This window comes from Bradyrhizobium betae, assembly GCF_008932115.1.
GTDB classification, from domain to species: Bacteria; Pseudomonadota; Alphaproteobacteria; order Rhizobiales; family Xanthobacteraceae; genus Bradyrhizobium; species Bradyrhizobium betae.
The window spans coordinates 2,037,241-2,063,526 of sequence record NZ_CP044543.1 but is presented as its reverse complement, the minus strand read 5'-3'; the positions used below and the strand labels follow the sequence as shown (position 1 = coordinate 2,063,526).

At 65.8% G+C, this 26,286-nt stretch carries 26 protein-coding genes and 1 pseudogene; 13 read left to right on the top strand and 14 right to left on the bottom strand.

Translation table 11 applies throughout. From position 1 onward, the window contains the following. Positions 1-3: 3 nt before the first annotated feature. From uvrB to F8237_RS09810, 4 genes are all read right to left on the bottom strand, one after another. Positions 4-2,982 carry an excinuclease ABC subunit UvrB gene (gene uvrB, locus F8237_RS09825; protein ID WP_151644131.1) on the bottom strand — a complete coding sequence of 993 codons (2,979 nt, stop codon included), beginning with the start codon at positions 2,980-2,982 and terminating at the stop codon, positions 4-6. A 93-nt stretch (positions 2,983-3,075) separates the two neighbouring features. Next, positions 3,076-3,306, bottom strand: coding sequence for a hypothetical protein (locus tag F8237_RS09820; RefSeq protein WP_151644129.1), 231 nt, complete (start codon positions 3,304-3,306; stop codon positions 3,076-3,078). Between the two features lie 57 nt (positions 3,307-3,363). Then, the gene (locus F8237_RS09815; protein ID WP_151644127.1) at positions 3,364-3,588 is read right to left on the bottom strand and encodes a hypothetical protein; all 225 of its coding nucleotides are present in this window, start codon (positions 3,586-3,588) and stop codon (positions 3,364-3,366) included. A gap of 126 nt (positions 3,589-3,714) precedes the next feature. Next, positions 3,715-4,632 carry a LysR substrate-binding domain-containing protein gene (locus F8237_RS09810; protein ID WP_151644125.1) on the bottom strand — a complete coding sequence of 306 codons (918 nt, stop codon included), beginning with the start codon at positions 4,630-4,632 and terminating at the stop codon, positions 3,715-3,717. Between the two features lie 315 nt (positions 4,633-4,947). Between F8237_RS09810 and F8237_RS09805 the strand changes: the two genes are divergently transcribed. Then, positions 4,948-5,727, top strand: a complete 780-nt coding sequence (locus F8237_RS09805; protein WP_151644123.1) for a sulfite exporter TauE/SafE family protein — start codon at positions 4,948-4,950, stop codon at positions 5,725-5,727. Beyond that, positions 5,724-5,957 (top strand): hypothetical protein, encoded by a 234-nt coding sequence (locus F8237_RS09800; protein WP_151644121.1) that lies wholly within the window; start codon positions 5,724-5,726, stop codon positions 5,955-5,957. The genes F8237_RS09805 and F8237_RS09800 overlap by 4 nt, the downstream gene beginning before the upstream one ends. A 42-nt stretch (positions 5,958-5,999) precedes the next feature. Here the strand turns inward: F8237_RS09800 and F8237_RS09795 are convergent, their stop codons facing one another. Further along, positions 6,000-6,611 carry an SCO family protein gene (locus F8237_RS09795; RefSeq protein WP_151644119.1) on the bottom strand — a complete coding sequence of 204 codons (612 nt, stop codon included), beginning with the start codon at positions 6,609-6,611 and terminating at the stop codon, positions 6,000-6,002. Continuing rightward, entirely contained in the window at positions 6,611-7,723 is a 1,113-nt protein-coding gene (locus F8237_RS09790; protein ID WP_151644117.1) for an MBL fold metallo-hydrolase, read from the bottom strand. Before F8237_RS09790 ends, F8237_RS09795 begins: the two co-directional genes overlap by 1 nt. Before the next feature lie 301 nt (positions 7,724-8,024). Here F8237_RS09790 and F8237_RS09785 point away from each other — a divergent pair. Continuing rightward, positions 8,025-8,722, top strand: a pseudogene (locus F8237_RS09785) (glutathione S-transferase family protein). Between the two features lie 83 nt (positions 8,723-8,805). On the opposite strand, the gene F8237_RS09780 reads toward F8237_RS09785, so the two are convergent. After that, entirely contained in the window at positions 8,806-9,012 is a 207-nt protein-coding gene (locus F8237_RS09780; protein WP_151644115.1) for a cysteine-rich CWC family protein, read from the bottom strand. A 116-nt stretch (positions 9,013-9,128) separates the two neighbouring features. Between F8237_RS09780 and F8237_RS09775 the strand changes: the two genes are divergently transcribed. From F8237_RS09775 to hmuQ, 3 genes are all read left to right on the top strand, one after another. Further along, entirely contained in the window at positions 9,129-10,697 is a 1,569-nt protein-coding gene (locus F8237_RS09775) for a DUF1800 domain-containing protein (protein ID WP_151644113.1), read from the top strand. Positions 10,698-10,699: 2 nt separating this feature from the next. After that, on the top strand, positions 10,700-11,917 hold the full coding sequence (locus F8237_RS09770; RefSeq protein ID WP_162005965.1) for a DUF1501 domain-containing protein: 1,218 nt from the start codon (positions 10,700-10,702) through the stop codon (positions 11,915-11,917). 140 nt (positions 11,918-12,057) lie between these two features. After that, on the top strand, positions 12,058-12,381 hold the full coding sequence (hmuQ, locus tag F8237_RS09765) for a heme-degrading protein HmuQ (RefSeq protein ID WP_151644109.1): 324 nt from the start codon (positions 12,058-12,060) through the stop codon (positions 12,379-12,381). A 31-nt stretch (positions 12,382-12,412) separates the two neighbouring features. Here the strand turns inward: hmuQ and F8237_RS09760 are convergent, their stop codons facing one another. The 6 genes from F8237_RS09760 to F8237_RS09740 all read right to left on the bottom strand — a co-directional run bounded on the left by F8237_RS09760 (position 12,413) and on the right by F8237_RS09740 (position 16,313). Then, complete coding sequence (locus F8237_RS09760; RefSeq protein ID WP_151644107.1) at positions 12,413-13,354, bottom strand: aldo/keto reductase; 942 nt, start codon at positions 13,352-13,354, stop codon at positions 12,413-12,415. 260 nt (positions 13,355-13,614) lie between these two features. Beyond that, positions 13,615-14,070: a GNAT family N-acetyltransferase gene (locus F8237_RS09755; RefSeq protein WP_151644105.1), complete on the bottom strand. Its 456-nt coding sequence runs from the start codon at positions 14,068-14,070 to the stop codon at positions 13,615-13,617. A gap of 71 nt (positions 14,071-14,141) precedes the next feature. Further along, positions 14,142-14,954, bottom strand: a complete 813-nt coding sequence (locus F8237_RS09750; protein WP_151644103.1) for a PAS-domain containing protein — start codon at positions 14,952-14,954, stop codon at positions 14,142-14,144. Between the two features lie 129 nt (positions 14,955-15,083). Next, positions 15,084-15,242 (bottom strand): hypothetical protein, encoded by a 159-nt coding sequence (locus tag F8237_RS36300; RefSeq protein WP_167527471.1) that lies wholly within the window; start codon positions 15,240-15,242, stop codon positions 15,084-15,086. 91 nt (positions 15,243-15,333) lie between these two features. After that, on the bottom strand, positions 15,334-15,510 hold the full coding sequence (locus F8237_RS36295; protein ID WP_167527470.1) for a hypothetical protein: 177 nt from the start codon (positions 15,508-15,510) through the stop codon (positions 15,334-15,336). A 152-nt stretch (positions 15,511-15,662) separates the two neighbouring features. Further along, complete coding sequence (locus tag F8237_RS09740) at positions 15,663-16,313, bottom strand: glutathione S-transferase family protein (RefSeq protein WP_151644099.1); 651 nt, start codon at positions 16,311-16,313, stop codon at positions 15,663-15,665. A gap of 526 nt (positions 16,314-16,839) precedes the next feature. On the opposite strand from F8237_RS09740, the gene F8237_RS09730 reads away from it, so the two are divergent. From F8237_RS09730 to F8237_RS09700, 7 genes are all read left to right on the top strand, one after another. Next, on the top strand, positions 16,840-18,042 hold the full coding sequence (locus tag F8237_RS09730) for a pyridoxal phosphate-dependent aminotransferase (protein WP_151644097.1): 1,203 nt from the start codon (positions 16,840-16,842) through the stop codon (positions 18,040-18,042). Positions 18,043-18,200: 158 nt separating this feature from the next. Next, positions 18,201-18,680, top strand: a complete 480-nt coding sequence (locus F8237_RS09725) for a DUF992 domain-containing protein (RefSeq protein WP_151644095.1) — start codon at positions 18,201-18,203, stop codon at positions 18,678-18,680. Between the two features lie 188 nt (positions 18,681-18,868). Then, positions 18,869-20,917, top strand: coding sequence for an elongation factor G (locus F8237_RS09720; RefSeq protein ID WP_151644093.1), 2,049 nt, complete (start codon positions 18,869-18,871; stop codon positions 20,915-20,917). 241 nt (positions 20,918-21,158) lie between these two features. After that, positions 21,159-21,431 (top strand): helix-turn-helix domain-containing protein, encoded by a 273-nt coding sequence (locus F8237_RS09715; protein WP_094973011.1) that lies wholly within the window; start codon positions 21,159-21,161, stop codon positions 21,429-21,431. Positions 21,432-21,540: 109 nt separating this feature from the next. Next, positions 21,541-23,298: a SulP family inorganic anion transporter gene (locus tag F8237_RS09710; RefSeq protein WP_151644091.1), complete on the top strand. Its 1,758-nt coding sequence runs from the start codon at positions 21,541-21,543 to the stop codon at positions 23,296-23,298. A gap of 53 nt (positions 23,299-23,351) precedes the next feature. Continuing rightward, complete coding sequence (locus F8237_RS09705) at positions 23,352-24,191, top strand: shikimate dehydrogenase (RefSeq protein WP_151644089.1); 840 nt, start codon at positions 23,352-23,354, stop codon at positions 24,189-24,191. A gap of 56 nt (positions 24,192-24,247) precedes the next feature. Continuing rightward, positions 24,248-24,874, top strand: coding sequence for a hypothetical protein (locus tag F8237_RS09700; protein WP_151644087.1), 627 nt, complete (start codon positions 24,248-24,250; stop codon positions 24,872-24,874). Positions 24,875-25,071: 197 nt separating this feature from the next. Here F8237_RS09700 and F8237_RS09695 read toward each other — a convergent pair whose 3' ends face one another. Then, a complete protein-coding gene (locus F8237_RS09695; protein WP_151644085.1) occupies positions 25,072-26,208 on the bottom strand; it encodes an alpha-hydroxy acid oxidase in 1,137 nt (378 codons plus the stop codon). Between the last annotated feature and the right edge of the window lie 78 nt (positions 26,209-26,286).

Genomic DNA, 26,286 nt, shown 5'->3' with positions numbered 1-26,286 from the left:
GTCCTACCTCTTCTTCCACCCACCCCGCCGCCCCTGCATCCCGCCCGTCGACTTCGGCGCCGGCCCGAACTCCGGGCCCGACTGCCGCGAGTCCGTCGGCTGGATGATCCGGCTCTCGCCGCCGAAGGGCTTTGACGGCAGCGCGCGGTTTTCGCGGTAGGGCAGGGACTCCGGCCCGTGCATCTCGTCGAGATGCGGCTTGTGCACCTTCGAGCCGCTGCCGCCGCCGCTCGCCTTCAGCGCGGAACTCACGGTCTTTTTCTTCATGGCGCTGACCGGCAGATTGGCGGCGTCGCCGTACTTCTTCGTTCCGGCATAGGCGCCGGCCTTGCCTTGCACGGTGCGCTGCTTGGCGGTGGGATCGTCGACCACCGCGAGCTCGGTGGCGCGCAGGCGCTTGACTTCGTCGCGCAGGCGCGCGGCTTCCTCGAAGTTCAGATCGGCGGCGGCCTCGCGCATCCTTGTTTCGAGATCGGCGAGCACGGCTTCGAAATTGTGGCCGATCGAGATAACGTCGTCGGTCATGTCGTGGCCGCCGACCTCGACCAGCACGTGGTCGCGCTCGTAGACGGAGTTGAGGATGTCGCCGATCGACTTCTTGACGCTCTCCGGTGTGATGCCGTTGGCGGTGTTGTACTCGACCTGCTTCTCGCGGCGGCGGTTGGTCTCGGCGATGGCGCGCTCCATCGAGCCCGTCATCTGGTCGGCATAAAGGATCACCTTGCCGTCGACGTTGCGCGCGGCGCGACCGATGGTCTGGATCAGCGAGGTCTCGCTGCGCAGAAAACCCTCCTTGTCGGCATCCAGGATCGCGACCAGCGCGCATTCGGGAATGTCGAGGCCTTCGCGGAGCAGGTTGATGCCGACCAGCGCGTCGAACGCGCCGAGCCGGAGATCCCGGATGATCTCGATGCGTTCGATGGTGTCGATGTCGCTGTGCATATAGCGCACGCGAATGCCCTGCTCGTGCAGATATTCGGTGAGATCCTCCGCCATGCGCTTGGTCAGCACCGTGATCAGCGAGCGGTAGCCGGCCTGCGCGGTGGCGCGGACCTCGCCGACGAGATCGTCGACCTGGGTGCGGGCGGGGCGAATATTGATGGGAGGATCAATCAGGCCGGTAGGGCGAATGACCTGCTCGACGAACACGCCGCCGCTCTCGTTCAGCTCCCAGCTGCTCGGCGTCGCCGACACCGCGACCGTCTGCGGCCGCATCATGTCCCATTCCTCGAAGCGCAGCGGGCGGTTGTCCATGCAGGAGGGCAGGCGGAAGCCGTATTCGGCCAGCGTCGCCTTGCGGCGGAAGTCGCCTTTGAACATGGCGCCGATCTGCGGCACGGTGACGTGGCTCTCGTCGGCGAACACCAGCGCGTTGTCGGGCACGTATTCGAACAGCGTCGGCGGCGGCTCGCCGGGCAGGCGACCGGTCAGATAGCGCGAATAGTTCTCGATGCCGGCGCAGCTTCCCGTCGCCTCCATCATCTCGATGTCGAAGGTGGTGCGCTGCTCCAGCCGCTGTGCTTCCAGCAGGCGGCCCTGGTCGTGGAGCTGGTCGAGCCGCATCTTCAACTCGGATTTGATCGACTTGATCGCCTGCACCAGCGTCGGACGCGGCGTCACATAGTGCGAGTTGGCGTACATCTTGATGAATTCGAGCTCGTCCTGCTTGTGGCCGGTGAGCGGATCGAACTCCTCGATGGTCTCGATGGTGTCGCCGAACAGATTGACGCGCCAGGCCCGGTCCTCATAGTGCGCCGGGAAGATGTCGATGACGTCGCCGCGCACGCGAAATGTGCCGCGGGTAAAATCGGCCTGGGTGCGCTTGTACTGGAGCGCGACGAGGTCGGCGATGAGCTGGCGCTGGTCGATGCGCTCGCCCTTCTTCAGCGCGAAGGTCATCGCGGTGTAGGTCTCGACCGAGCCGATACCGTAGATGCAGGACACCGAGGCCACGATGATGACGTCGTCGCGTTCGAGCAGCGCGCGCGTCGCGGAGTGGCGCATGCGGTCGATCTGCTCGTTGATCGAGGAGTCCTTCTCGATATAGGTGTCGGTGCGCGGGACGTAGGCTTCCGGCTGGTAATAGTCGTAATACGAGACGAAGTACTCGACCGCGTTGTCCGGGAAGAAGCTCTTGAACTCGCCATAGAGCTGGGCGGCCAGCGTCTTGTTCGGCGCCAGGATGATGGCGGGCCGCTGCGTCGCCTCGATCACCTTGGCCATGGTGTAGGTCTTGCCGGAGCCGGTGACGCCGAGCAGCACCTGCGAGCGGTCGTTGCGCTCGATGCCTTCGACCAGCTCGGCGATCGCGGTTGGCTGGTCGCCGCGCGGCTCGTAGGACGATTTGATCTCGAAGCGCACGCCGCCTTCGGACTTTTCGGGCCGCGGCGGCCGGTGCGGCGTCCACACTTTCAGCGAGCCGTCGTTCTTGCGGAACTCGGGGCGCCCTTCGCGGATCAGCGATTCCAGCGCATCGGCGGTTGCCTTGACGCCGAGCGCCTCCATCTTGTTGCGCGGCGGCCGCGCCAGCGCCTCGGCGTCGTCCTCTTCGGTCGGAAAACCGAGCTGCCGCGCCAGCTCCGGATCGAGCGTCGGGATCGTGGCCGCGGTGCCGTAATTGGCCTGGGGCGCTTCGTCAAAACCGCTGCCTTCGCGGGCGCCCGGAGGCTGCGGATTGGGACGCAGCGGCATCGGCTTCGCCAGATTCTTGGTCGTATCCTGCGGAAACGCCTTCGGCGTCGAGGCGCGCGCACGGTGCGCGGCGGCCTCACCCCCGGAGCGGCGATCGCGCGAATTGTCCGGCGGCGGCTGCAGGCCGGTGCCTGAGCCAAGCCCGGCATCGCCGCGATTGATCGCGGGATTCAGCAGTTCGGCCAGCGCCGGCCCGATCGGCTGCACGTCGGGCCGATGTGCCTTCGAATTCGGCGCCTTATTAGAAGCCTTGGATTTAGGGGATTTTGGGGGAGCAGGTTTCTTCGCCATGAGGCGAATATGGGGCGAGTCCGCCCTTCAGAAAAGGGCGAATGCCCGCCCATGATCAGGCTGCTGACAGCAGGTTGGCAGCAGGCGCCGCCCTCATGCCGCCGGCAGCGGACCCTCGTCGTCCTCGCTCGCCTGACGTGGCTCGAGAATGTCGAGATGGATCCCGCCGCAATCGGTGCAGCGCATGGTCCAGTACTCGCACCCGGCGCGGCCGCCAATCACGCGGAGCACCGTGAGGTCGCCGTCGCATTCGGGACAATTCGACAGCACATTGCGGGTGTAAATCCTCGGTCGCGGCGCGTCTTCGATTTCGATGACTGACATGACCGGTTCCCCCATTTACGCTGCGCTGTCCCTGAGTTCGCTTGCCGTACCGCTGGCTTACTCGTCGTCGCTGTCGGTCCGCCGGCGGAAGCGATCGATGTGGTGCTTGGCGTCGCGGATCGCGGCATCGCGGTCGGGCCAGGCGAAGCCGACTTCCATGGCCGGAAACAGCACGCCGTCGATGGCAACCGGGCTGAAATCGGCGCGCCGGATGCGGGCGTGCCACAGCCCCTTGCCAGCTTCGAAGGATTCGATGTCAAAGCCGTCGTAGAGGGTCGTCATTGGTAGTCCCCAAAGTGTTCCGCAAGTGTCGCGTTGGAGGGTCAGGGGACCACATTTGCCGATTTTGGGATGTGAAGCCGTTCACAAGCGGCCGGCTTTTTTGCCCGGCGGATCATGGGCGGGGCGTCACTTCCGCGGCGAGGCACGGCCGATCCGCCGGACGGGGCGGGCCGCGGGCTCCGAAGCCGCGCGCATGATCCAGCGGCGGAACGCGGCAAAGTCGCGCTGCTCGGTCTGGAAGCTGCGATAGAGCAAATACCAGCGCATGCCCTTGGGCACCGAGAGGTCGAATGGCGCCACCAGCCGTCCGGCGGCGAGATCGTCGTCGATATAGGGCCGGATGCCCATGGCGATGCCGAGCCCGTCGGCGGCGGCCTGCAGCGCCTGGCCGTAGAACTGGAACTCCGGCCCGCGGGCGCTGATCCGCGACAGGCCGGCGGCCTTCAGCCAGATCGGCCAGTCCTCGGGCGAATGCGTGACGCGGATCAGGCCGGGCCCTTTGAGGTCGGCTGGGCGCTTCAAGCCGGTGGCGAGCCGGGGCACGCAGACCGGCGTGAGGTCGCCGGCGAACAGCGGCTCGGCCACCAGCCCCGGCCAGTCGCCGGTGCCGAGCTTGATGCCGCAGCTCCAGTCTTCGCCGAACGGGACCTCGGCGCCGCCGGTGGTGAAGCGCACCTCGATGTCTGGCTCCTCGGTGCGAAACTCCGACAGCCGCGGGATCAGCCAGCGCATCGCAAAGGTATGGCCGACGCCGATGGTGAGCACGCGGACGCTGGAGGGCGCCGTCACCTGCGCGGTAAGGCTTGCGAGCGCATCGAAGATCGGCGTCAGCCCGCTCTGATAGGCGCGCCCTGCCTGGGTCAGCACCAGCTTGTTGGCCTTGCGCTCGAACAGCGCGACGCCGAGCCGGTCTTCCAGCAGATGCACCATGCGGCTGACCGCGGCCGCCGACACGCTGAGCTCGAGCCCGGCCGCGGCAAAGCTGCCGGTCCGCGCCGCCGCCTCGAATGCCTTGATCCCGTTGAGAAACAGCAGCCGCCGCAATTGCTCGACCCTCAGGAAAGCTGATGCCAGGCCAAGATAACTCAGTTTGCGAAGAAGGAGCAAGGGAGGCAGAAATATCAGCGTAATTCATGCCGGTTTGCTGAAGCGGAGATGGTCCTCTTCGCCTTTCCCCGCCTGCGGGGAGAGGCCGGAATCCGAGCAAAGCTTGGATTCCGGGTGAGGGGGACTCTCCGCGAGTCCAACTGCCGCCGGCCCCGCGGAGACTCCCCCTCACCCCAACCCTCTCTCCCCGCAAGCGGGGCGAGGGGGAACGAGCAGCCTTCGTCCCTTACTCGCTTGCAGGAGATTCCCCTTGTGACGCCCTTCATGATCGCTGCCCTCGGATTGCTGATGGTCGCCACCGCGTTCCTGTCGGGGCTGTTCGGCATGGCGGGCGGGCTGATCCTGATCGGTGTGCTGCTGGCCCTGATGCCGCTGCCGGCCGCGATGGTGCTGCATGCGATCACGCAGATGGCGTCGAACGGCTGGCGCGCATTCCTGTGGCGGGCGCATATCCGCTGGCGGCCGGTGGCCAACTATATGGTCGGCGCTGCCGTTGCGCTCGCGGCCTGGTCGATCACCCGCTACGTGCCTGACAAGCCGATGGCGCTGCTGCTGCTCGGCGTCACCCCGTTCATGGCGCGGCTGCTGCCGTCAAGCATCAAGCCGGATCCTGATAGCCTCTGGCAGGGCACGGTCTACGGCACGATCTGCATGGGCTTGATGCTGATGACCGGCGTGTCGGGGCCGCTGCTCGACACCTTCTTCCTCGGCGGCGATTTCGGCCGGCGCGAGAAGGTGGCGACCAAGGCGATGTGCCAGCTCGTCAGCCACTTCACCAAGCTGATCTATTTCGGCGGCGTGATCGACCAGGCCGCGAGCCTCGATCCCGTGCTCGCCGGCGTCGCGATTCTCGCCTCGATGCTCGGCACCACGCTGGCGCGGCGCATCCTTGAAGCCATGACCGACCAGCAGTTCATGGCCTGGTCGAACAAGCTGATCACCACTATCGCCTGCTATTACATCGGCTATGGCGGCTGGCTGCTGCTCCGCACGGACGTCGCGGCCGCCTTCGACAAGGGAGGTTTGCAATGAGCAAGACGGCCGATCCGCTGGTGCTGGATTTCGTCGAATGGGTTTCGCGCGAGCCGCGCGCCTATGCCGAGGTGATCGCGACCTGGAAGACCTCGTGCCCGCGCCTCACGATCTGGGAAGATGCGGCGGACCGCGGCTACGTCGCCCGCGAGACGCGGCCCGGCGTGGGGCTGGTCATCGCGGTGACGGAAGGTGGCGAGCGGCTGTTGCGAACGAACGGACGCCGATAGGCAGACGACGGAGATCCGCGGCGAGGGCTGAACCGTGACGGCCTACCGCTGCGGCATCGCGAGTCGCGGCCGGATGATGTCGACCATGCGTTCGGCCGAGGTGCCCGGCGGAAAGAATCCGAGATATTTTCCGTCGCGATCCATCAGGTAGATATAGGCGGTGTGGTCGACGGTGTAGTCGTCGGTGCCCTTGCCGGTCGCGACCTTGGCAAAATAGACCTTGTAGGCATCCGCCACTTCCTGGATCGCATCGAGACGACCCGTCAGTCCGACCAGACGCGGATGGAACAGCGTGACGTAGTCGGCCAGATGCTCTGCCGTGTCGCGCTCGGGATCGAGGGTGATGAAGAGCGGCTGCACCTTGTCCGCGTCGGCTCCCAACAAGTCCAGTGCCTGGGTCATCGCCATCAAATCGGTCGGGCAGACATCGGGGCAATAGGTGAAGCCGAAATAGACCAGCATCAGCGCCCCCCGGAAATCGCGGTCGGTGCGTGGCTTTCCGGTGTGATCGGTGAGTGCGAACGGGCCGCCGACCGGCTCCCTGTTCCACATCAGGATGTCCATCGTCTCCGCCGCCGAGCGCGCCGCGGCAGCGCCCGTGCAGGCTGGCGCGAGCGCCAGCCCGAGGCCAAGCCAGCAGGCGAGGCGGAGCATCACAGGCCGAAGGTGAGGCGGCTGCCCGTCGTCGTCACCACCACCCTGTCGGGCATCTGCGCGTTCGCCTCCTGCACGAAGTTGAGCCCGCTGCAATGCATGGGCACGACGACATCGGGGTTGAGCGCCTTGATCTCGCCGACGACCTGCGTGAGATAGTCCTTCGGTGCCGGCCCGAGATGGAAGCCGCCGACGATGGCGTGCACCTTCTGGATGCCGGAGACCTCCTGCGCCTGCTTCACCGAATTGACGATGCCGACATGGCCGCAGGACGAGATGACGACGAGGCCCAGATCCTTGACGTTGAAGCAGGTCGCGTGCTCGTGGATGTGTTCGTCGGCGACGATCTTGCCGTCCATCTCCGCCGGCAGGTAATGCCCGACGCTGCAGCCGAGTCCGTCCTTGATGCCGAATTCGACCAACGTGTTCGGCAGCACGCGCTCCGAGCTGCGGCGGGTGATCTTGCCCGTCGTGAAGGCGTGGCCGGCGATCACCGTCGGCGTCTCGCAAAGCACGGTCGTTACCTTCTGCGCCGCGAGCTGGCGGCGGTCCAGCGTTCCGAAATCGGAAAACTGGCCCTGCGTGGGGGTCGGGTTGACGCGGTGGCAGAAATTGTCCTCGCCGCCAGCATAGAGCTTCACCTCGGCGGGCAGCTTGTCGCGGAATTTGTCGAGGAAGCCGCTGAGGCCGCCGAAATGATCGTAATGGCCGTGGCTGACGACCAGCGCGTCGAGCTTGCCGGGGTCGACACCGATCAGCGCCATGTTGTTGAGCAGCACTTCGGGCGTATAGCCGTAGTCCAGCATCAGCGTGCGCTGGTTGCCGCCGCCTTGCGACTCCAGCCACAGCGACAGGCCCCATTCATTGTGCAGCGATTTGCGGAAGTCGGCCGATCGCGCCGCGGGCGCAATGGCGACGCCGTTGATCTTCTTGGGACGAAAGAACAGGTCGTAGCTGGAATCGACCAGCACCTGGATCGACAGCTTGTCGACCGTCGGCACCTCGATCGGCGCCGCGCTCGCGATCTCGACACAAGTGAAACTGTTCGTTGCGGCCGCGCCGGCCAGCGCCGTTGCGCCCAGAAGGAAGTCACGCCGTGCAATGCCGCTCATCGGAAACTCCTTGCCAATATCATGATCCTCGAAATGACGTGAGCTTAGGTCCGATATGCGGCAGGCACAACGTGCGAGGTGGCGTTGCCGCGTGGAATTTTGTCTCGCGGTGTGAGGCCGGTCCGATTGACAGGCGTGCGGGATCGTGACTTGCATGCGAGTACATCGTCGGTGTGCGGTCGAGCTATCGCCACATCGTCATTGCGAGCGCAAGCGAAGCAATCCAGAATGTCTCCGCGGCGGCAGTCTGGATTGCTTCGTCGCAAGAGCTCGTCGCAATGACGGAGCGTGGAGGCGGTTCATGTCACTGAAGCTGTTCGAACTCGTCGGCACCGACGCCTCGCGCCCGTTCAGCCCGTTCTGCTGGCGCACGCGGATGGCGCTCGCGCACAAGGGCCTTGCGGCGGAATCGCTGCCCTGGCGCTTCACCGAGAAGAGCACGCTCGCGCCGCATGGCTCGGAGAAGGTTCCGGTGCTGCTGCATCACGACAAGCCGGTGGTCGATTCCTGGACGATCGCGAACTATCTCGAAGACAATTTCCCAAACCAGCCGTCGCTGTTCGGCGGCGAGGGCGGCCGCGCGATGGCGCGCATGATCAACGCCTGGGCGACATCGCCATCGTCGGCGGCATCTTTCCGCTGATCATCGCCGACATCCCGAAGAACCTCGCTGAGGTCGATGCGGCCTATTTCCGCCAATCGCGCGAGGCGCGCTTCGGCGGCAAGACCCTCGAAGAGGTGATGGCGAGCCGCGATGCAGGCGTGGTCGCGTTCCGCAAGTCGCTGGAGGTGATGCGGCAAACGCTGAAGAAACAGCCCTTCATCGGCGGCCGCGCGCCGAACTATGCCGACTACATCGTGTTCGGCGGTTTTCAGTGGGCGCGCGTGACGAGCCCGTTCAAGCTGCTGGAAGCGGACGATCCGGTCTACGAATGGCGCGAGAAGCTGCTCGACGCGTTTGACGGCATGGCACGGAAATCACCCGGGCATGCGGTGTAGGGCACGCGGCCTCCCCGCGGTCGTCCCTGCGAACTCATCGCTTCCGCGGGGACGACAGTGGGGATGTCGCTACGCTCTCGCGCCTAACGCGCAGCAGCGCTCGCCTCGTCCGCCGCCTTGCGCAAACACTCCCGGCACAGACAGTCCTCGCCCTTGACCGGCATCGGCAGCTTCGCGGTTTCCTCCGCGCACCAGCAATTGCCCGAGAGATCGCAGCCGAACTCGGTGCCGCAGCGGGAGCAGGTGAGGCGGCGCGGTTCCGGCAAGGGAAATTCTTTCGGAATTGTCATGATTTGCGCAAAAGCTGTGCCGTCGTTTTCATCTCGGGTTCATCTCCGGCTGCGGTATATATTAAGCGCTGCAAACGGACTCGCAAAGCGGTCGGCAACACGCGAAGGACAAATCGATGGCCCGCGATTCGCAAGCCGCGCTCGTCGCGCTCAACCGTTTCGGCTTCGGGGCCCGCGGCGGGGCCTCCGGCGATCTCATTAACGCGGCTTCCGACCCGCGCGGCTTCGTGAAGGCGGAACTGGCGCGCCCGAACGGCGTGCTGCTGGAAGCGCCCGGCCTGCAATCGACGCCGCAGCTCGGCCAGGCCGTGTTTGCCTATCAGGACCAGGTCAAGCAGGCGCGCGAAGCCGCCAAAGAGACGGCCAAGGAAACGACCAAGGCCACCGCGCCCGCCGAGACGCCGGCCGATCAGAAGCCGGGCTTGCGCCGCAATCTCTCGCTGAGCACGGTGGCGACCGAGATCGCCGGCCAGATGGCCGAGGCCAAGCCCGCCGATACCACGGCGAAGCCCGAGACCATGCAGCCGAATATGGCCGCCCAGCCCGCCGCAAAACCCGCGCCGCAGCCGCTCAACGTGATTCAAAAGACCTTTCGCGCCGAGGCGCTGGCACGGCTGCAGCGCGCGACGCTGGTCGAGTGCGGCTTCACCGAGCGCCTCGTCGTGTTCTGGTCCAACCATTTCTGTATCTCCGCCAGCAAGGGCGAGCTGGCGCGGATCTGGGCCGGCGCGTTCGAGCGCGAAGCGATCAGGCCGCACGTGCTCGGGCGTTTCGCCGACATGCTGAAGGCGGTCGAGCAGCATCCGGCGATGCTGTTCTTCCTCGACAACCAGCAATCGCTCGGTCCGGATTCGCGCGCGGGGCAGAACCGCAAGCGCGGGCTGAACGAGAATCTCGCGCGCGAGATCATGGAGCTGCATACGCTCGGCGTCGGCGGCGGCTACACGCAGGAGGACGTCACCTCGCTCGCGCGCATCATCACGGGCTGGACGTTTGCCGGACGGCAGGGCCAGTTGGGGGCGCCCGGCTCCTTCGTGTTCAATGCCAACGCGCACCAGCCGGGGGCGCAAATGCTGCTCGGCAAGACTTACGAGGCGACGGGGCTGGCGCAGGGCGAAGCCGCGCTCGCCGACATCGCGCGCCATCCCTCGACCGCGAATTTCGTCGCCACCAAATTCGTCCGTCACTTCGTCGCCGACGATCCGCCGCCGGCCCTCGTGGCGCGCCTGCGCGATGTCTTCGTCAAGACCGACGGTGATCTCAAGGCGATGGCGACGGCGCTGGTCGATTCCGACGAAGCCTGGAAGGCGCCGCTGACCAAGATGCGCTCGCCTTATGACTTCGTGGTCGCGAGCGGCCGGCTGCTCGCGCGCGTGCCGGAGGATCCCGGCGGCTATCTCAACAATCTCAATCTGCTCGGCCAGCCGCTGTGGTCGCCTGCAGGACCGAACGGCTTCCCCGACACCAGCGCCGCCTGGGCCGCGCCCGAAGGCATGAAGCTGCGGCTGGACATTGCCGCGCAAATGGGCGCACGGCTCGGCAACAATATCGATCCGCTCGACCTGCTGGAATTCGCCGCGGCCGATGCGGCCTCGATCGAAACGCGCAAAACCATCGAGCGCGCGGAATCGCGGCAGCAGGCGCTGGCGCTGCTGTTGATGTCGCCGGAAATGCAGCGGAGATGAAGATGATCGACTGCGTCGAGAACCGCCTCCTCACCTCGCGCCGCGGCCTGCTGCTCGGCGGCGCCTCCTTCGCGGCCTGGGCCTATTTGCCGAAATTCGCGCGTGCGGCCGACGGGCGCGATCCCAGGCTGGTCGTGGTGATCCTGCGCGGCGCGCTCGACGGGCTCTCGACCGTCGCGCCGGTCGGCGACCCTGACTATGCCGGCCTGCACGGATCGATCGCGCTGACGGCGGAAGGCGCGCATCCCGCGCTCATGCTCGACAGCTTCTTCGCGCTGCATCCGGCCATGCCGGAGTTCGCACGCATGTACCGCGACAAGCATGCCGCGGTGATCCATGCGGTCGCGACACCCTATCGCGACCGCTCGCATTTCGACGGCCAGGACGTGCTCGAAAGCGGCTATGCCGGTCCGGGCCGGGTGCAATCCGGCTGGCTGAACCGCGCGCTGGAAGCGCTGCCGCGCGGCGAGCGGGTGTCGAGCGGTCTCGCGGTCGGGCCGACCACGCCGCTGGTGCTGCGCGGCAACGCGCCGACCGTTGGCTGGGCGCCGGTCGCGCTGCCGCAAGCCGATGACGACACCGCGATGCGGCTGGTCGATCTCTATCGCCACCGCGACCCGGCGCTGGCTTCGGCGCTGTCGCAGGGCCTTCAACTCGACAAGATCGCGAGCGGCGACGACATGAAGCCGAAGCCCGGCAACCAGGTCGCGCAGATGCGCCAGGTGGCGCGCGGCGCGGCAAAGCTGATGGCCGCCGATGACGGCCCGCGCATCGCCGCGCTCGCCTTCGATGGTTGGGACACGCATGCCAATGAAGGCGGCCCGGTCGGGCGTCTCGCCTTCCTGCTCGGCGGGCTCGATGGCGCGCTCGCCGAATTCGAAAGCGGCTTGGGCGAGCGCTGGCGCGACACCGTCGTCGTCGTCGCCACCGAATTCGGCCGCACCGCACGGATCAACGGCACCGACGGCACCGATCACGGCACCGCCACCGTCGCGCTGCTCGCCGGCGGCGCCGTGAAAGGCGGCCGCGTCATCTCCGACTGGCCCGGCCTCAAGCTCGCGAATCTCTATGAAGGGCGTGACCTCAAGCCGACCACCGATCTCCGCTCGGTGATCAAGGGTGTGCTGCAGGGGCAGTTCGGTCTCTCGGATCGCGTTCTGGCGGAGACGGTTTTCCCGGACAGTGCAAGCGCAAGGCCGATGAAGGGATTGGTTGCCTAGCCGTCATTCCGGGGCGCGCGCGGCGCGGACCCGGAATCCATCACTCCGCATGTTCTGCTGCCAAATGGATTCCGGGCCCGCGCCTTGCGGCGCGTCCCGGAATGACGACATGATGAGCCGAGCATCAGGAGAACTCACCCATGTACATCGCCATGAACCGCTTCCGCGTCGCCAAGGGCTCCGAGTCCGCCTTCGAGCAGATCTGGCTGACGCGCGATACGCATCTGGACAAGGTGCCGGGCTTCGTCGAATTCCATCTGCTGCGCGGGCCCGAGCTCGAGGACCACACGCTGTATGCCTCGCACACCGTGTGGGCGAACCATGCGGCGTTCGAGGCGTGGACCAAGTCGGAAGCGTTTCGCGCGGCGCATGCGCGGGCCGGCGACACCAAGCCGACCTATCTCGGCCATCCCCAGTTCGAAGGTTTTGAGGTGATGCAGGCGGTCGGGCGCGGCGCGAAATAACGCGGCGCCAGGTAGCGCCGCGCTGCAAAAATCAGCCCAGCGTGATCTTGTCGATCTCCGCCATCTCCTCCGCGCTGAGCTTCCACGCGATCGCCTTGACGTTCTGCTCGATCTGCTCGGCGCGGGTGGCGCCGGCGATCACGCTGGAGACCTGCGGGCGGCAGGCGAGCCAGGAGAAAGCGAGCTCGAGCATGGAATGGCCGCGTGCCTGCGCGAAGGCCTGCAGCTTCTCGACGATGGCCTCGTTGCGCGGCGTGACGTAGCGGTCGCGGAGCCGCGGCGTCTGGCCGAAGCGGGTGTCGCCGGGGGCGGCCTCGCCCTTCTTATATTTGCCGGTCAGGAGTCCGCTGGCGAGCGGGAAGAACGGCAACAGGCCGAGCTTGTATTCCGTCGCTGCCGGCAACAGGTCCTTCTCGATGTCGCGCACGACCAGCGAATATTCGTCCTGGCAGGAGACGAAGCGCGTGACATTCATCGCGCGGGCGACGTATTCCGCCTCGGCGATCCGCCAGGCCGGAAAGTTGGAATTGCCGATGTAGCGGACCTTGCCCTGCCGGACGAGGTCGTCGAGCGCGCGCAGGCTCTCCTCGATCGGAGTCAGCGGGTCGTAGTCGTGCTGCTGGTACAGATCGATGTAATCGGTCTTCAGCCGCTTCAGGCTCGCTTCCACGGCCGCCATGATGTAGCGGCGCGAGGCGCCCTGCTTGGTGCCGTCCTCGGCCATCGGCTTGGAATATTTGGTCGCCAGCACGATGTCCTTGCGGCGATCGCCGAGCACAGCGCCGAGCACGTTTTCCGAGCCGCCCATGTTCGAATAGATGTCGGCGGTGTCGAACAGCGTGATGCCGCTGTCGAGCGCGCGATGGATCACCTTGCGCGAGGCCTCGAGGTCGATGCGCTGGCCGAAATTATTGCAGCCGAGTCCGACCGCGGACACGCGCAGGCCGGAGGCGCCGAGATTACGAATTTCCATGGGAGGTCCTGTCAGGAGAAAGCAGCGCCCATTGTGACCGCGGTGCGCCGCAGCAGCAAGGCGCTGCCAGCGTTGCTGCCATGCTTGGCAATCGCGGTCAAAAAAATGCGGCCCCTGTCAGACGCGGCGACTGACGGGGACCGCTTTGGGGCGCTTGATCGGTGACGGGGGGCCTGATCAGACGCAACTGCAACCTAGTCCCGGAGTGTTACGCGCCGGTGACAGGCAAAGTTATCCACAGAGCATCTGGCGGGCGAAAATCAGAAGACCTTGCGATAGACGATGAAGCCGGAGCGCTCGGCAACCTTGTCGTACAGGCGCTGCGCCGTGACGTTGGTCTCGTGCGTCTGCCAGTAGACCCGCGGCGATCCCGCCAGCCTGGCGCGCTCATAGACGCCATGGATCAACGCCGAGCCGACGCCCTTGCCGCGCGCGGCCTCGGTCGTGAACAGGTCCTGCAAATAGCACGACGGCTCGATCGCGGTGGTGCTGCGATGAAACAGATAGTGCGTCAGCCCGAGCAGCTTGCCGTCGCTCTCGGCGACCAGCGCATGCACCGGCTCGTAGCCATCGAAGAAGCGCTGCCACGTCATCTGCGTGATCTCGGGTGCAAGCGCGGTCGGGCCGGAGCGGCCGTAGAAGGCGTTGTAGCCGTCCCACAGCGGCAGCCACTGATCGTAGTCCTGCCTGGTGACGGAGCGAATGCTGAGCGACATCTGAAATTCTCGCGGCCGATGGAGGCCATTCATACGTGATGAGGAGCGCGCTGATCAATCGTGCTCTCGCATCACTGGGCGACGCGCAGATACCGGATCAGTCCGCGGCCGGTAGGATCGCGCAGCGAGCGGTAGTAGTCGGCGCGCGAGGGCGGGTCGGTGTGGCGCACGAGGTCGGTCACCGGCGTGTAGCTCAGCATGCGGCCGCCGGCGGGCAGCACGGCGCAGACGAAGCGCAGCACCTCGCCACTGCGCAGATTGATGTTGATCGGCGTGGCATCGCCGATCCGCACCGTCTCCATGCGCTGTGCGATGAAGGTGGCGAGCTCGTCTTCCGGCAGCTCGAACGCACCGGTGTCGCGGCCGTGATACATCAGCGCGACGAACGGCGGCTTGCCGTCGGCGGTTTCGTCCGGCAGCGCGAAATAATCGCGGAAGGCGCGGTTGATGAACTCGGCCCGCGTCTCGGCATCGAGCAGCACGATGCCGATGTCGACCTCGTCGAGTGCGGCCGAAAGCCGCGCGGCGGTGGCGTGGCTCTTTCGCTCGGCGGCGAAGGTGGCCAGCAGCCGCTCACGCATCAGGCCGGTGATGCCTGCGGTGCCGAAAGCTGTCAGGGCGAGCAGGCCGAGCCGGACCAGATCCGCCGGCGCACTGAAGGATACGCCGTGACGGCTGAGGAAGAACAGCGCTGCGCCGATCACCGCGAGCGCCGCGCTGGTCATGGCCGAGGCGAAACCCGACAGCGTTCCCGCCAGCGCGACGATGGCGACGAACAACGGCGCAGGCGAGGGGACGGGGACATGACGATCGAGCAGGATCGCCAGCAGCGCGACCGCTGCCGTCAGCACAGGACCGGAGATCGCACGCCATCCGAATCGCATGGGCCTGACTCGTTCCTTCCTGAACGAGATAAGGTCGCGACACTGACTGATCGTTGCGCGGGTGCAGTGCGAAATCGCGCGGAACGCTTAAGGAGCGGCTGTGACGCCGCGCAAAGCTTTCGGAGGATTTTAGACCAAATGCGCGTGTCTGAGCCGCTGCTGCTGCGCAGGCGCATTCAGCGTCGAGGTCCCCGAGCTCTTGCGCATGCCGGTGAAAATCAGCAGCGATGCCGCGACCAGGATGGCCGCAGTCAGGGTGATTGCAACGACGACCACAGGTGATTTCATCGAAATCCTGTCGCGATACCGATACCGGTCGGCGCGGGCCAGATCGAAGGTTTCTTGGCGCCGTGAAGGCTGGTCCAGGATGAAATGGGGATCAGACCGGCAGACCCATCGCCATGGTCGCCTTGGTCGACAGCACCGTCAGCGTGACGATCAGACACAGCGACAGCGCGGCGACGGCGAGCGAAGCCGCAACCGCGTGGGTCAACCGGGAAGATGCGACGGTATCGGGACGGCCTTGAAAGCCTGCCGTGCCGGACGCCCGAATCATGGTCTAAATCCTTCAACGTTCGGGCGAATCACCCGCGACGTCGAACAACTTCACAATTTCAACCGGCAATATTGCGGCGGCTCCCGCGATGAAAATGGCGGGATTGCGGCAAAGGTTAACGATATGCCCGTAATTCTTAACGCCGGAGCCTTTCAGGCGCCCGCCGCGATGCTGGCGGAGGCCTCGATGTCGGCCGGGCGCCAGTCCATCGCCACGAAGCCGGGAGCGGCCTCGACGCGCTTCAGCCAGTCCCGGATCGCCGGGAAGGCCTCGAGGTCGAAGTCGCAGCGGTCGGCAAGGTGGGTGTAGCCGTACAGCGCGATGTCGGCGACCGTGAGCTGGCGGGCCGCGAAATAGGCGTTGGTCTTGAGATGGTTCTCCATCACCTGGAGCGCGCCATAGCCGCGCTCCATCCAGTCCTCCAGCGCGTGGGTCTGCAGGTCGCGGCCGCCCTTGACCAGCGACAGCCAGAAATAGGCCGCGCCGATGTTCGGCTCGAGCGCGTGCTGCTCGAAGAACATCCACTGCAGCGCCTCGGCGCGGTCGATGCGGTTCTCCGGCGCGAGCGGCGTGCCGACGGCGACGTACCAGAGGATGGCGTTGGACTCGGCGAGATAGCGGTCGCCGCCGACCTCGAGCAGCGGCACCTGGCCCGACGGGTTCTTGGTCAGAAAGTCCGGGGTGCGGCTCTCGCCGCGCAGAATGTCCACCTCGACCGCTTCGTAAGGCACGTTCAACAGCGCCAGCGCAAGGCGGACCTTGTAGCTGTTGCCGGAGCGCTGCATCGAATAGAGCTTGTACATTCTGAAGATGATTCCGGACACGGGAAGACGCGGCGCTTGTTGCCCCGCAACGCGGCTAAACAATGATGCCGATGCGAATCCGCTGCAAGGGCCCGCTCATAGAAAAACTCGAAAACCCTACCGCATTGCAATGCGGCGGAAGATCATTTCCGTGCGGCCATGCAACTCAGTTCACGCTTGCGTCAACGCGCGGACGCATTGTGCCGTGCATTTGTGTTGGGGAGCGGTCTGTTGGCGTTGAAGTGTTAACGCTTCCAATCGTCATGGCCGTGCTTGACGGCGAGCGGGGCAACACACGACGCGCAAAATTGCTCCGAGGACAGGCCTTGCGGGATATGAGCGATTCCGGCGGCAAAGTTTCGGAAAATTGCGACAAATCGCACCTTGAAACGCTCGAAATCCGCAAACTTTTGCGAGATCGGGACGAAGTTTCTTGCGGTGCAGCGGCACACGTTTTAGGGTGTCTCCATTCCCACAATCGGAGTCGTGAGGCCAAAGGTTTCACGACGCTTGTCAGGAGATGACGATGTCCTTCCTTGCCGCTGCGCTCGACCGTGTGAAGCCGTCCGCGACCATCGCGGTCACGGATAAAGCACGTGCGCTGAAAGCGGCGGGCCGCAACGTCATCGGCCTCGGCGCCGGTGAGCCCGACTTCGATACGCCCGCCAACATCAAGCTGGCGGCGATCCACGCCATCGAGGCCGGCAAGACCAAGTACACCGCGGTGGACGGCATCCCCGAGCTGAAGGAAGCCATCATCGGCAAGTTTCAGCGCGAGAACGGTCTCACCTACAAGCCGAACCAGATCATCGTCGGCACCGGCGGCAAGCAGGTGCTCTACAACGCGCTGATGGCGACCATCAATCCGGGCGACGAGGTGATCATTCCCGCGCCGTACTGGGTCAGCTATCCCGAGATGGTGGCGCTCGCCGGCGGCGAGCCGGTGCCGGTGGTCTGCACCGCCGCGACCGGCTTCAAGCTGCAGGCCGACGCGCTCGAGCGCGCGATCACGCCGAAGACCAAATGGGTCATCCTGTGCTCGCCGTCGAACCCGACGGGCGCGGCCTACACCAGGGCCGAGCTGAAGGCGCTCACCGACGTGCTGGTCAAGCATCCGCATGTGTGGGTGATGACCGACGACATGTACGAGCATCTCGTCTACGACGACTTCCAGTTCACCACCATCGCGCAGGTCGAGCCGAAACTCTACGACCGCACCCTCACCGTGAACGGCGTGTCGAAGGCCTATTGCATGACCGGCTGGCGCATCGGCTATGCCGGTGGTCCCGCGCAGTTGATCAAGGCGATGGCGACGATCCAGTCGCAGTCGACCTCGAACCCGTCGTCGATCGCGCAGTGGGCGGCGGTGGAAGCGCTGAACGGTCCGCAGGACTTCATCCCCGCCAACAACAAGGTGTTCAAGGAGCGCCGTGACCTCGTGGTCTCCATGCTCAACCAGGCCAAGGGCATCGAATGCCCGCGTCCCGAAGGCGCCTTCTACGTCTATCCGTCCTGCGCCGGTACGATCGGCAAGACCGCGCCGTCGGGCAAGGTGATCGGCAATGACGAGGACTTCGTGACCGAGTTGCTGGAAACCGAAGGCGTCGCGGTGGTGCAGGGTTCGGCCTTCGGCCTCGGACCTGCCTTCCGCATCTCCTACGCGACCAAGACCTCGGACCTCGAAGACGCCTGCAAGCGCATCCAGCGCTTCTGCGGTAATCTGCGCTGAGCTTCTCGCGACAGGATTGCGAAAAAGCCCGCTTCGGCGGGCCTTTTTTATCTCATCACGAAATTTGGCACCGAGATCACTCTTGTGGCATAGAACTCCCGCGCGGCTTGCATCATCCCTTCCCATGCTCGCGTCACATTCATTGCCGGAGATATTCCATGCGCCGTTCACTCCTTCTAGCCGGGCTTGCCGTAGCCAGCCTCGTTGCTTCCATCGCGGGCGCCAGCGCGCAATCGCGGATGGTGAAGGTCGGCGTACTCGAATGCCGCGGCGGCGCTAGTGTTGGGTTCATCGTGGGTTCCGTGACCAATCTCGGCTGCGTGCTCCGCGCAGACGGTCTGCCGGAAGACCGCTACGTCGCGACGATCCGCAAGGTGGGTCTCGACATCGGCATCACCCAGGAGACGGCACTGGCGTGGGGCGTGTTCGCACCGGTGAACCGGCTCGGTCCCGGTGATCTCGCCGGCAACTACGCCGGCGCGCAGGGCAGCGCCTCGGTTGGCGTCGGCCTCGGCGGCAACGTGCTGGTTGGTGGCTCCAACAATTCGATCGCCCTCCAGCCGCTCAGCGTGCAGGGCCAGGTCGGCCTCAACGTCGCCGCCGGCCTCGAAAGCCTGGAACTCCGTCCGGGCCGTTAAGCGCCCCTCACTGGAGGTGTTGATTCACCTCTCCCCATCGTGGAGAGGTGAACAGTGCGATAGCGGTAACAAACAACTGACCACGCACCGCAGCGATTTTTGACGCTTGCCAAATCTCAGGGACGGGCAGAGCATCTGCGCTTGCCGACCCAATCATGGGCCGAGCTCCATACCAAGGAGGCGGCGAAATGGGACAAGACGTCAGAAGTCCCCGAGGTCCACGGTGCATCGCGCTGGTGGGCCCTTTCCAAAGCGGTAAAACCACACTTCTCGAAGCGATCCTGGCGCGAACGGGCGCCATCCCGCGCGCCGGCAGCGTCGACGCCGGAACATCGGTCGGCGACGCCACGCCGGAAGCCCGTCATCACAAGATGACCGTCGGTCTCACGGCCGCCACCACGAGTTTCATGGGCGACAGCTACACCTTCCTCGATTGTCCAGGTTCCGTCGAGTTCGCCCACGACATGCGCGCCGCGCTGCCCGCGGTCGACGCCGCAATCGTGGTCTGCGAGGCCGACGAGAAGAAGCTGCCGCAGCTTCAGATCATTCTGCGCGAGCTGGAGGAACTGAAGATCCCGCGTTTCCTGTTTCTCAACAAGATCGACCGCGCCAACAAGCGCATTCGCGAGACGCTCGCGACGCTTCAGCCCGCCTCGCGCGTGCCGCTGGTGCTGCGCCAGATCCCGATCTGGAAGGACGAGCTGATCGAGGGCTTCGTCGATCTCGCGCTGGAGCGCGCCTTCGTCTATCGCGAGCACAAGGCCTCCGAAGTGGTCGCGCTCGAAGGCGGCGATCTCGATCGCGAGAAGGAGGCCCGCTTCTCGATGCTGGAGAAACTCGCCGATCACGACGACGCGCTGATGGAGCAACTGCTCGAGGACATCCAGCCGCCGCGCGATGCCGTGTTCGACGATCTCGCCCGCGAGTTGCGCGAAGGACAGATCTGCCCCGTGCTGCTGGGCGCCGCCTCGCGCGAAAACGGCGTGCTGCGCCTGATGAAGGCGCTGCGCCACGAGGCGCCTGGTATTGCGGAGACAGCGAAGCGTCTCGGTGTGCCCGCCAGCAAGGACGCGCTCGGCTTCGTCTTCAAGACGCTGCATTCGCAGCATGGTGGAAAGCTGTCGCTGACGCGGCTGCTCGCCGGCCATCTCGATGACGGCGCCACCCTGCAATCATCCTCAGGCGGGCTCAGCCGCATCTCCGGCATCCTCGCGGTCAACGGCGCCTACGACACCAAGCGGGCCGCGGGCGAAGCCGGCGATACGGTGGCGCTCGCCAAGCTCGATCCCGTCAAGACCGGCGACACGGTCTCGACCGGCAAGACCCCGCCGGATGCGCTGGCCGCCGCGGAGCCGACGCCGCCGGTGCTGGCGATCTCGATTGCTGCCACCGACCGCAAGGACGACGTCAAACTCGGCCAGGCGCTGGCCCGGCTGCACGAGGAGGATCCCTCGCTCGTCGTCGTGCAGAACGCCCAGACCCACGACACCGTGCTGTGGGGGCAGGGCGAGATGCACCTGCGCGTCGCCAGCGAGCGGCTCCGCGACCGCTTCGGTATCAAGCTCAGCTCGCATCCGCCTGCGATCGGCTATCAGGAGACCATCCGCAAGCCGATCACCCAGCGCGGCCGCCACAAGAAGCAGTCCGGCGGCCACGGCCAGTTCGGCGACGTCGTGCTCGACATCAGGCCTATGCCGCGCGGCGACGGCTTCAAGTTCACCGAGAAGGTGGTCGGCGGCGCGGTGCCGCGCAACTATATCGGCGCGGTGGAGGAGGGCGTCGTCGACGGGTTGACGCGCGGTCCGCTCGGTTTCCCCGTCACCGATGTACAGGTGACGCTGACCGACGGCTCCTATCACAGCGTCGATTCCTCCGACCTTGCCTTCCGCACGGCGGCGCGAGTCGGGCTCAACGAGGGCCTGCCGCTATGTCAGCCGGTGCTGCTGGAGCCGATCCACGTCGTCGAGATCGTCTGCCCGACCGATGCCACCGCCAGGATCAACGCGATCCTGTCGGCGCGGCGCGGCCAGATCCTCGGCTTCGACACCCGCGACGGCTGGAGCGGCTGGGACTGCGTGCGCGCCATGATGCCGGAGGCGGAGATCGGCGAGCTGATCGTCGAGCTGCGTTCGGCCACCGCCGGTGCCGGCAGCTTCACCCGCCAGTTCGACCACATGGCCGAGGTGACGGGCCGCGCCGCAGACCAGATCATCGCCGCGCATCAGCACGCGGCGTGAGCGGTTAGGGACGCACAGCTCTCCCACCCTCGCCCCGCTCTTGCGGGGAGAGGGTGGGGTGAGGGGCTGCCTCCGCGGGCACGACATTTCTTTTTGCCGAGCCCGCGCCGCAAGCTCCGTCGCTGCGCTCGCAACGACGGAGGACTCGCAAAGGGCGCTTGCGTTTGGCTTGAAATGATGTATTTTACATCATTGTACATGCGTAGGATATCAATTATAAGCTTTGATACGTGAGGCCAAGGTGATCACGTCATTCCAGATGCGGGCAGCCCGCGCGCTGCTTGGCATTGACCAGAGGACCTTGGCGGAACTCGCAGGCGTGTCGCTGCCGACCATCCAGCGGATGGAGGCGAGCACCGGCAACGTTCGTGGTGTGGTCGAGACCCTGATGAGGGTGGTCGATGCGTTCGAGCGGGCCGGCGTCGAGCTGATCGGCGAACAGGCGCGCAGCGAAGGCGGCGGACGCGGCGTTCGGCTGAAAGAGCCGGGGCCGCCACGCCGGGTGGGGGCGTGATCCCGCGATGATCATGCTCGGGAGCAGGTTGAACTAACGCACCGGCGCGCCGAAGCACGCGGCCGCACGATGCATCGGAGCATTGTGGGCAGCGGAGAAATTTGCTGAAATGAGCATCACGGACGAACACGCAGGCAAGCTGCACCAGCTTCGTCGGCCGACCTTTACCGAACTCTATCTGCCAAAGCTCGTGACCGTATGGCGCGAGGGCTATGGCCTTGCCGATCTCCGCGCCGATGTGTTCGCGGGCCTCACGGTCGCGATCGTCGCGCTGCCGTTGTCGATGGCGATCGCGATCGCCTCGGGCGTGACGCCGGACCGGGGCCTCTACACCGCTGTCGTCGGTGGCTTCATCGCATCGCTGCTCGGCGGCAGCCGGTTTCAGATCGGCGGCCCAGCCGGCGCCTTCATCGTGCTGGTCGCTGCGACCGCCGAGCGTCAGGGCGTCGACGGCGTGATCCTCGCCACCCTGATGGCGGGGCTTTTTCTGGTTGCCGCCGGCTTCCTGCGGATCGGCACCTACATCAAGTTCATCCCCTATCCGGTGACGGTCGGCTTCACCGCCGGCATCGCCGTGATCATCTTCGCCAGCCAGCTTCGCGATCTCGGCGGAATCACGCTCGCGGGGAAAGAGCCGAGCGAGTTCGTTCCGAAACTCGTCGCGCTCGCCGGCGGCCTGCCCACCATCAATCCGTCCGCCGTGGCCGTCGCGGTCGTCAGCATCGCCATCATCGCCGGCCTGCGGCGCTGGCGGCCGTCCTGGCCCGGCATCCTGATCGCGGTCGTGCTCGCGGCTGTCGCGTGTACCGTGCTGTCGCTGCCGGTCGAGACCATCGGCTCGCGCTTCGGCGGCATTCCGCGCGAACTGCCGTCGCCGGCCTTGCCGGCGTTCTCGCTTGCGAAGGCGACGGCGGTGCTGCCGGATGCGATTGCGTTCGCGCTGTTGGCTGCCATTGAATCGCTGCTTTCGGCGGTGGTGGCGGACGGCATGACCGGGCGCCGTCACCGCTCCAATTGCGAATTGGTGGCGCAAGGCGCCGCCAATATCGGCTCGGCATTGTTCGGCGGCATTTGTGTCACCGGTCTGATCGCGCGAACCGCAACCAACATCCGCGCCGGTGCGCGCGGCCCGCTCGCGGGCATGCTGCATTCGGTCTTCCTGCTGCTGTTCATGCTGATCGCGGCACCGCTGGCGAGCTACATTCCGCTGGCCGCGCTCGCCTCCGTGCTCGTCGTCGTCGCCTGGACCATGGCGGAGAAGCACGAATTCGCCACGCTGCTGCGCTCCTCGTGGGGCGACGCCGTCGTGCTGCTCGCCACCTTCCTGCTCACGATCTTCCGCGATCTGACCGAAGGCATCCTGGTTGGTTTTGCGCTCGGCGCGGTGCTGTTCATCCACCGCATGTCGGAGATGACCGGCATCGAGGAGCGGTCGCCGCTGGTGGCCGACGACCGTCCCGATGACGGCAATGGGACGCGCGTTCCTTACGATCCCGCACTCGCGGTCGATCGCGACGTGCTGGTCTACCGCATCACCGGCGCGTTCTTCTTCGGTGCCGCATCGGCCATCGGCAGCGTGCTCGACGGCGTCGCCGACGGGCGCAAGGCTTTCGTGGTCGATTTCACGGCCGTGCCATTCCTGGACTCCACCGCGGCGAACGTGCTGGGGCGCGTCGCCGCCAAGGCCAGGCGCCAGGGCATCCGGCTGTTCATCACCGGGGCCTCGCCCACGGTCCGCCGCGCGCTGCTCACGCACGGTGTGAGCCCGCGACACGCGCGTTATCGTCAGACCATCGAGCGTGCCGTCGCCGATATCAAGGCGGCCCCCGGTGCGAGTGGATCCGCGACGCTGCCGCCGCCTGCTTGACAGGACCGGCGGGACGCGAAATGGATCGCCCTCGACCACGCCTTGAGGGAAAGATGACCGCGCCCAAAGCTCCCGCAGCCTGCCTGATCGGATGGCCGGCCGCGCATTCGCGCTCGCCGCTGATCCATCATTACTGGCTGCGCACGCTCGGAATCGAGGGCGGCTATGTCATCGAGGCGGTGCCGCCGGAGGATCTCCGCGACTTCGTGCTGCGCCTGCCGCTGCGTGGCTTCGTCGGCGCCAACGTCACCATCCCGCACAAGGAGGGCGTGCTGGCGCTGTCGACGCCCGATGCGCGCGCCAGGGCCGTAGGCGCGGCCAACACGCTATGGTTCGAAGGCGGCGAGCTGCATTCGACCAACACCGACGTCGAGGGCTTCATCAACAATCTCGATGCCGGCGCACCCGGCTGGGACACGGCGGACGAGGCGCTGGTGCTCGGCGCCGGCGGCTCCTCGCGCGCCGTCATATTTGGCCTGCTCGAGCGCGGCATCAGCCGCATCCATCTCGCCAACCGCACCCTCGAGCGGGCCGGGACGCTGGCAAGCCAGTTCGGGCCGAACGTGCATCCGGTGACGTGGGACGCGATCGACGACGTGCTGCCGCGCGCAAAACTTCTCGTGAACACGACCTCGCTCGGCATGCACGGCCAGCCGTCGCTCGCCATTGACGTGGCCCGTCTGCCGCGGTCGGCCGTGGTCGCCGATCTCGTCTACGTCCCGCTGGTCACGCCGTTGCTCGCCGCAGCGCAGGCGCGGGGCCTCAGGACCGCCGACGGGCTCGGCATGCTGCTGCATCAGGCGGTCCGCGGCTTCGAGCTGTGGTTTGGCCGCAGGCCGGCGGTCACTGCGGAATTGCGCGCGCTGGTCGAGGCCGATCTCACGAAGACTTGAGAGAATAGGCCGCGCTCCGCGGCGTTCACCATCCGTGGGGACAATCGGAGACATTCATGACCATCCACCGTGCAGGTTTTACACGTCCGCTGATCGCCGTCGCGATGGTGGCCGCTTCCACTCTCTATGCCGTCGCGCAGAAGGCGCCGGTGCCGACGCGCGTGCGCGGCACGATCGAAAGCGTCGATGGCGACATCATGCAGGTCAAGTCGCGCAGCGGCGAGGACGTCAAGTTGCATATTGCGCCTGACGTGCGCGTGGCCGGCGTCACCAAGATTTCGCTCGCGGACATCAAGGTCGGCTCCTTCGTCGGGGCCACCACCGTGCCGGGACCTGATGGCGGCGACAACGCCGTCGAGGTTCACGTATTTCCGGAGAGCATGCGCGGCACCGGCGAAGGCTCGCGGCCCTATGACCTCAAGCCGAATTCCAGCATGACCAATGCCACGGTGTCGGAGAGCGTGGTCGGTAATGACGGCCATACGCTGCTGGTGAAGTACAAGGACGGCGAGAAGAAGGTGTTCGTCGCCGACAACACGCCGGTGGTGACCTTCGTGCCCGGCGACAAGACCGACCTGAAGGCCGGCGCCAAGGTCATCGCCTTCATGAAGCAGCTCCCGGATGGCTCGTTCGAAACCAACCGCGTCAGCGTCGGCCGCGATGGCCTGACGCCGCCGATGTGAAAGCGGAGCGCATCGCTCTCTCGCTCCCTCGCCCCGTTTTTACGGGGAGAGGGTGGGGTGAGGGGCTGCCTCCGCGAGTTCAGAACTCGTAGGGTGGGCAAAGGCGCACTTGCGCCGTGCCCACGTATTCTCTTCCATTCCGTGAAAGGTGGTGGGCACGCTTACGCTTTGCCCACCCTACGGCACCGCCCTTGTGGCTACACCGCAATGACGTGATCGTCGATCTCGTCGATGCGGTTGACGCCGCACAGGCCCATGGTGGTGAGCAGCTCTTTCTGGATGATGTCGATCGCCTTGGCGACGCCGGCCTGGCCGCCGGCGCCGAGGCCATAGGCATAGGCGCGGCCGATCATGCAGGATTTTGCGCCGAGCGCGAGCGCGCGCATCACGTCCTGGCCGGAGCGGATGCCGCCGTCGAACATGATTTCCATTCTGTCGCCGACGGCGTCGGCGATCTCCGGCAGCACCTCGATCGAGGAGGGCGCGCCGTCGAGCTGACGGCCGCCATGGTTTGACACCACCAGCGCCTGCGCGCCGGTCTTGGCTGCTTCCTCGGCATCCTCGACGTCGAGAATGCCCTTGATGATGAGCTTGCCCGGCCAGATGCTGCGGACCCACTCGATGTCCTTCCAGTTCAATGACGTGTCGAACTGCGAGGCGGTCCATTCCGCGAGCCGGTTGAGGTCCTCGGTGTTCTTCACATGGCCTGCAATGTTGCCGAAGGTGCGGCGCTTGCCTTGCAGCACGCCGGAGACCCAGGCTGGCTTGGTCGCGAAATCGAGGAACTTCGACAGCGACCATTCGGGTGGGATCGTCATGCCGTTCTTGATGTCGGCGTGGCGCTGGCCGATCACCTGGAGATCGACGGTCAGCACCAGCGCGCTGCACTTGGCTGCCATCGCACGCTGGATCAATTCCTTGATGAAGCCGCGGTCCTTCATCACGTAGAGCTGGAACCAGAACGGCTTCTCGACATTGGCGGCGATGTCCTCGATCGAGCAGATCGACATCGTCGACTGCGTGAACGGGATGCCGGCGGCCTGCGCGGCGCGGCAGGCGTGGATCTCGCCGTCGCCATGCTGCATGCCGAGCAGGCCGACGGGCGCCAGCATCAGCGGCATGGTCGAGGGCTCGCCGAGGATCGTGGTCGAGGTGTCGCGCTTGGAGACGTCGACCAGGATGCGCTGGCGGAACTTGATGTGCTGCATGTCATCGCGATTGGCGCGCAGCGTTTCCTCGGCGTAGGAGCCGCGGTCGCAATAGTCGAAGAACGCCTTCGGCACGCGACGCTGATGCAGGGTGCGAAGGTCGTCGATACAGGTGATGTGCTTCATGGTTGTTTTCCCCGGCCCGTCTCTTCGTAAGTCTTGCATCGGATGATCGAGGGGTCATCTAGCATGGTTGGATGCACA

Bases quoted from the DNA above. Each gene is read 5' to 3' on its own strand.
- uvrB (WP_151644131.1), bottom strand. From the start codon at position 2,982: ATGGCGAAGAAACCTGCTCCCCCAAAATCCCCTAAATCCAAGGCTTCT.
- F8237_RS09820 (WP_151644129.1), bottom strand. From the start codon at position 3,306: ATGTCAGTCATCGAAATCGAAGACGCGCCGCGACCGAGGATTTACACC.
- F8237_RS09815 (WP_151644127.1), bottom strand. From the start codon at position 3,588: ATGACGACCCTCTACGACGGCTTTGACATCGAATCCTTCGAAGCTGGC.
- F8237_RS09800 (WP_151644121.1), top strand. From the start codon at position 5,724: ATGAGCAAGACGGCCGATCCGCTGGTGCTGGATTTCGTCGAATGGGTT.
- F8237_RS09795 (WP_151644119.1), bottom strand. From the start codon at position 6,611: ATGCTCCGCCTCGCCTGCTGGCTTGGCCTCGGGCTGGCGCTCGCGCCA.
- F8237_RS09790 (WP_151644117.1), bottom strand. From the start codon at position 7,723: ATGAGCGGCATTGCACGGCGTGACTTCCTTCTGGGCGCAACGGCGCTG.
- F8237_RS09780 (WP_151644115.1), bottom strand. From the start codon at position 9,012: ATGACAATTCCGAAAGAATTTCCCTTGCCGGAACCGCGCCGCCTCACC.
- F8237_RS09775 (WP_151644113.1), top strand. From the start codon at position 9,129: ATGGCCCGCGATTCGCAAGCCGCGCTCGTCGCGCTCAACCGTTTCGGC.
- F8237_RS09770 (WP_162005965.1), top strand. From the start codon at position 10,700: ATGATCGACTGCGTCGAGAACCGCCTCCTCACCTCGCGCCGCGGCCTG.
- hmuQ (WP_151644109.1), top strand. From the start codon at position 12,058: ATGTACATCGCCATGAACCGCTTCCGCGTCGCCAAGGGCTCCGAGTCC.
- F8237_RS09760 (WP_151644107.1), bottom strand. From the start codon at position 13,354: ATGGAAATTCGTAATCTCGGCGCCTCCGGCCTGCGCGTGTCCGCGGTC.
- F8237_RS09755 (WP_151644105.1), bottom strand. From the start codon at position 14,070: ATGTCGCTCAGCATTCGCTCCGTCACCAGGCAGGACTACGATCAGTGG.
- F8237_RS09750 (WP_151644103.1), bottom strand. From the start codon at position 14,954: ATGCGATTCGGATGGCGTGCGATCTCCGGTCCTGTGCTGACGGCAGCG.
- F8237_RS36300 (WP_167527471.1), bottom strand. From the start codon at position 15,242: ATGAAATCACCTGTGGTCGTCGTTGCAATCACCCTGACTGCGGCCATC.
- F8237_RS36295 (WP_167527470.1), bottom strand. From the start codon at position 15,510: ATGATTCGGGCGTCCGGCACGGCAGGCTTTCAAGGCCGTCCCGATACC.
- F8237_RS09740 (WP_151644099.1), bottom strand. From the start codon at position 16,313: ATGTACAAGCTCTATTCGATGCAGCGCTCCGGCAACAGCTACAAGGTC.
- F8237_RS09730 (WP_151644097.1), top strand. From the start codon at position 16,840: ATGTCCTTCCTTGCCGCTGCGCTCGACCGTGTGAAGCCGTCCGCGACC.
- F8237_RS09725 (WP_151644095.1), top strand. From the start codon at position 18,201: ATGCGCCGTTCACTCCTTCTAGCCGGGCTTGCCGTAGCCAGCCTCGTT.
- F8237_RS09720 (WP_151644093.1), top strand. From the start codon at position 18,869: ATGGGACAAGACGTCAGAAGTCCCCGAGGTCCACGGTGCATCGCGCTG.
- F8237_RS09710 (WP_151644091.1), top strand. From the start codon at position 21,541: ATGAGCATCACGGACGAACACGCAGGCAAGCTGCACCAGCTTCGTCGG.
- F8237_RS09705 (WP_151644089.1), top strand. From the start codon at position 23,352: ATGACCGCGCCCAAAGCTCCCGCAGCCTGCCTGATCGGATGGCCGGCC.
- F8237_RS09700 (WP_151644087.1), top strand. From the start codon at position 24,248: ATGACCATCCACCGTGCAGGTTTTACACGTCCGCTGATCGCCGTCGCG.
- F8237_RS09695 (WP_151644085.1), bottom strand. From the start codon at position 26,208: ATGAAGCACATCACCTGTATCGACGACCTTCGCACCCTGCATCAGCGT.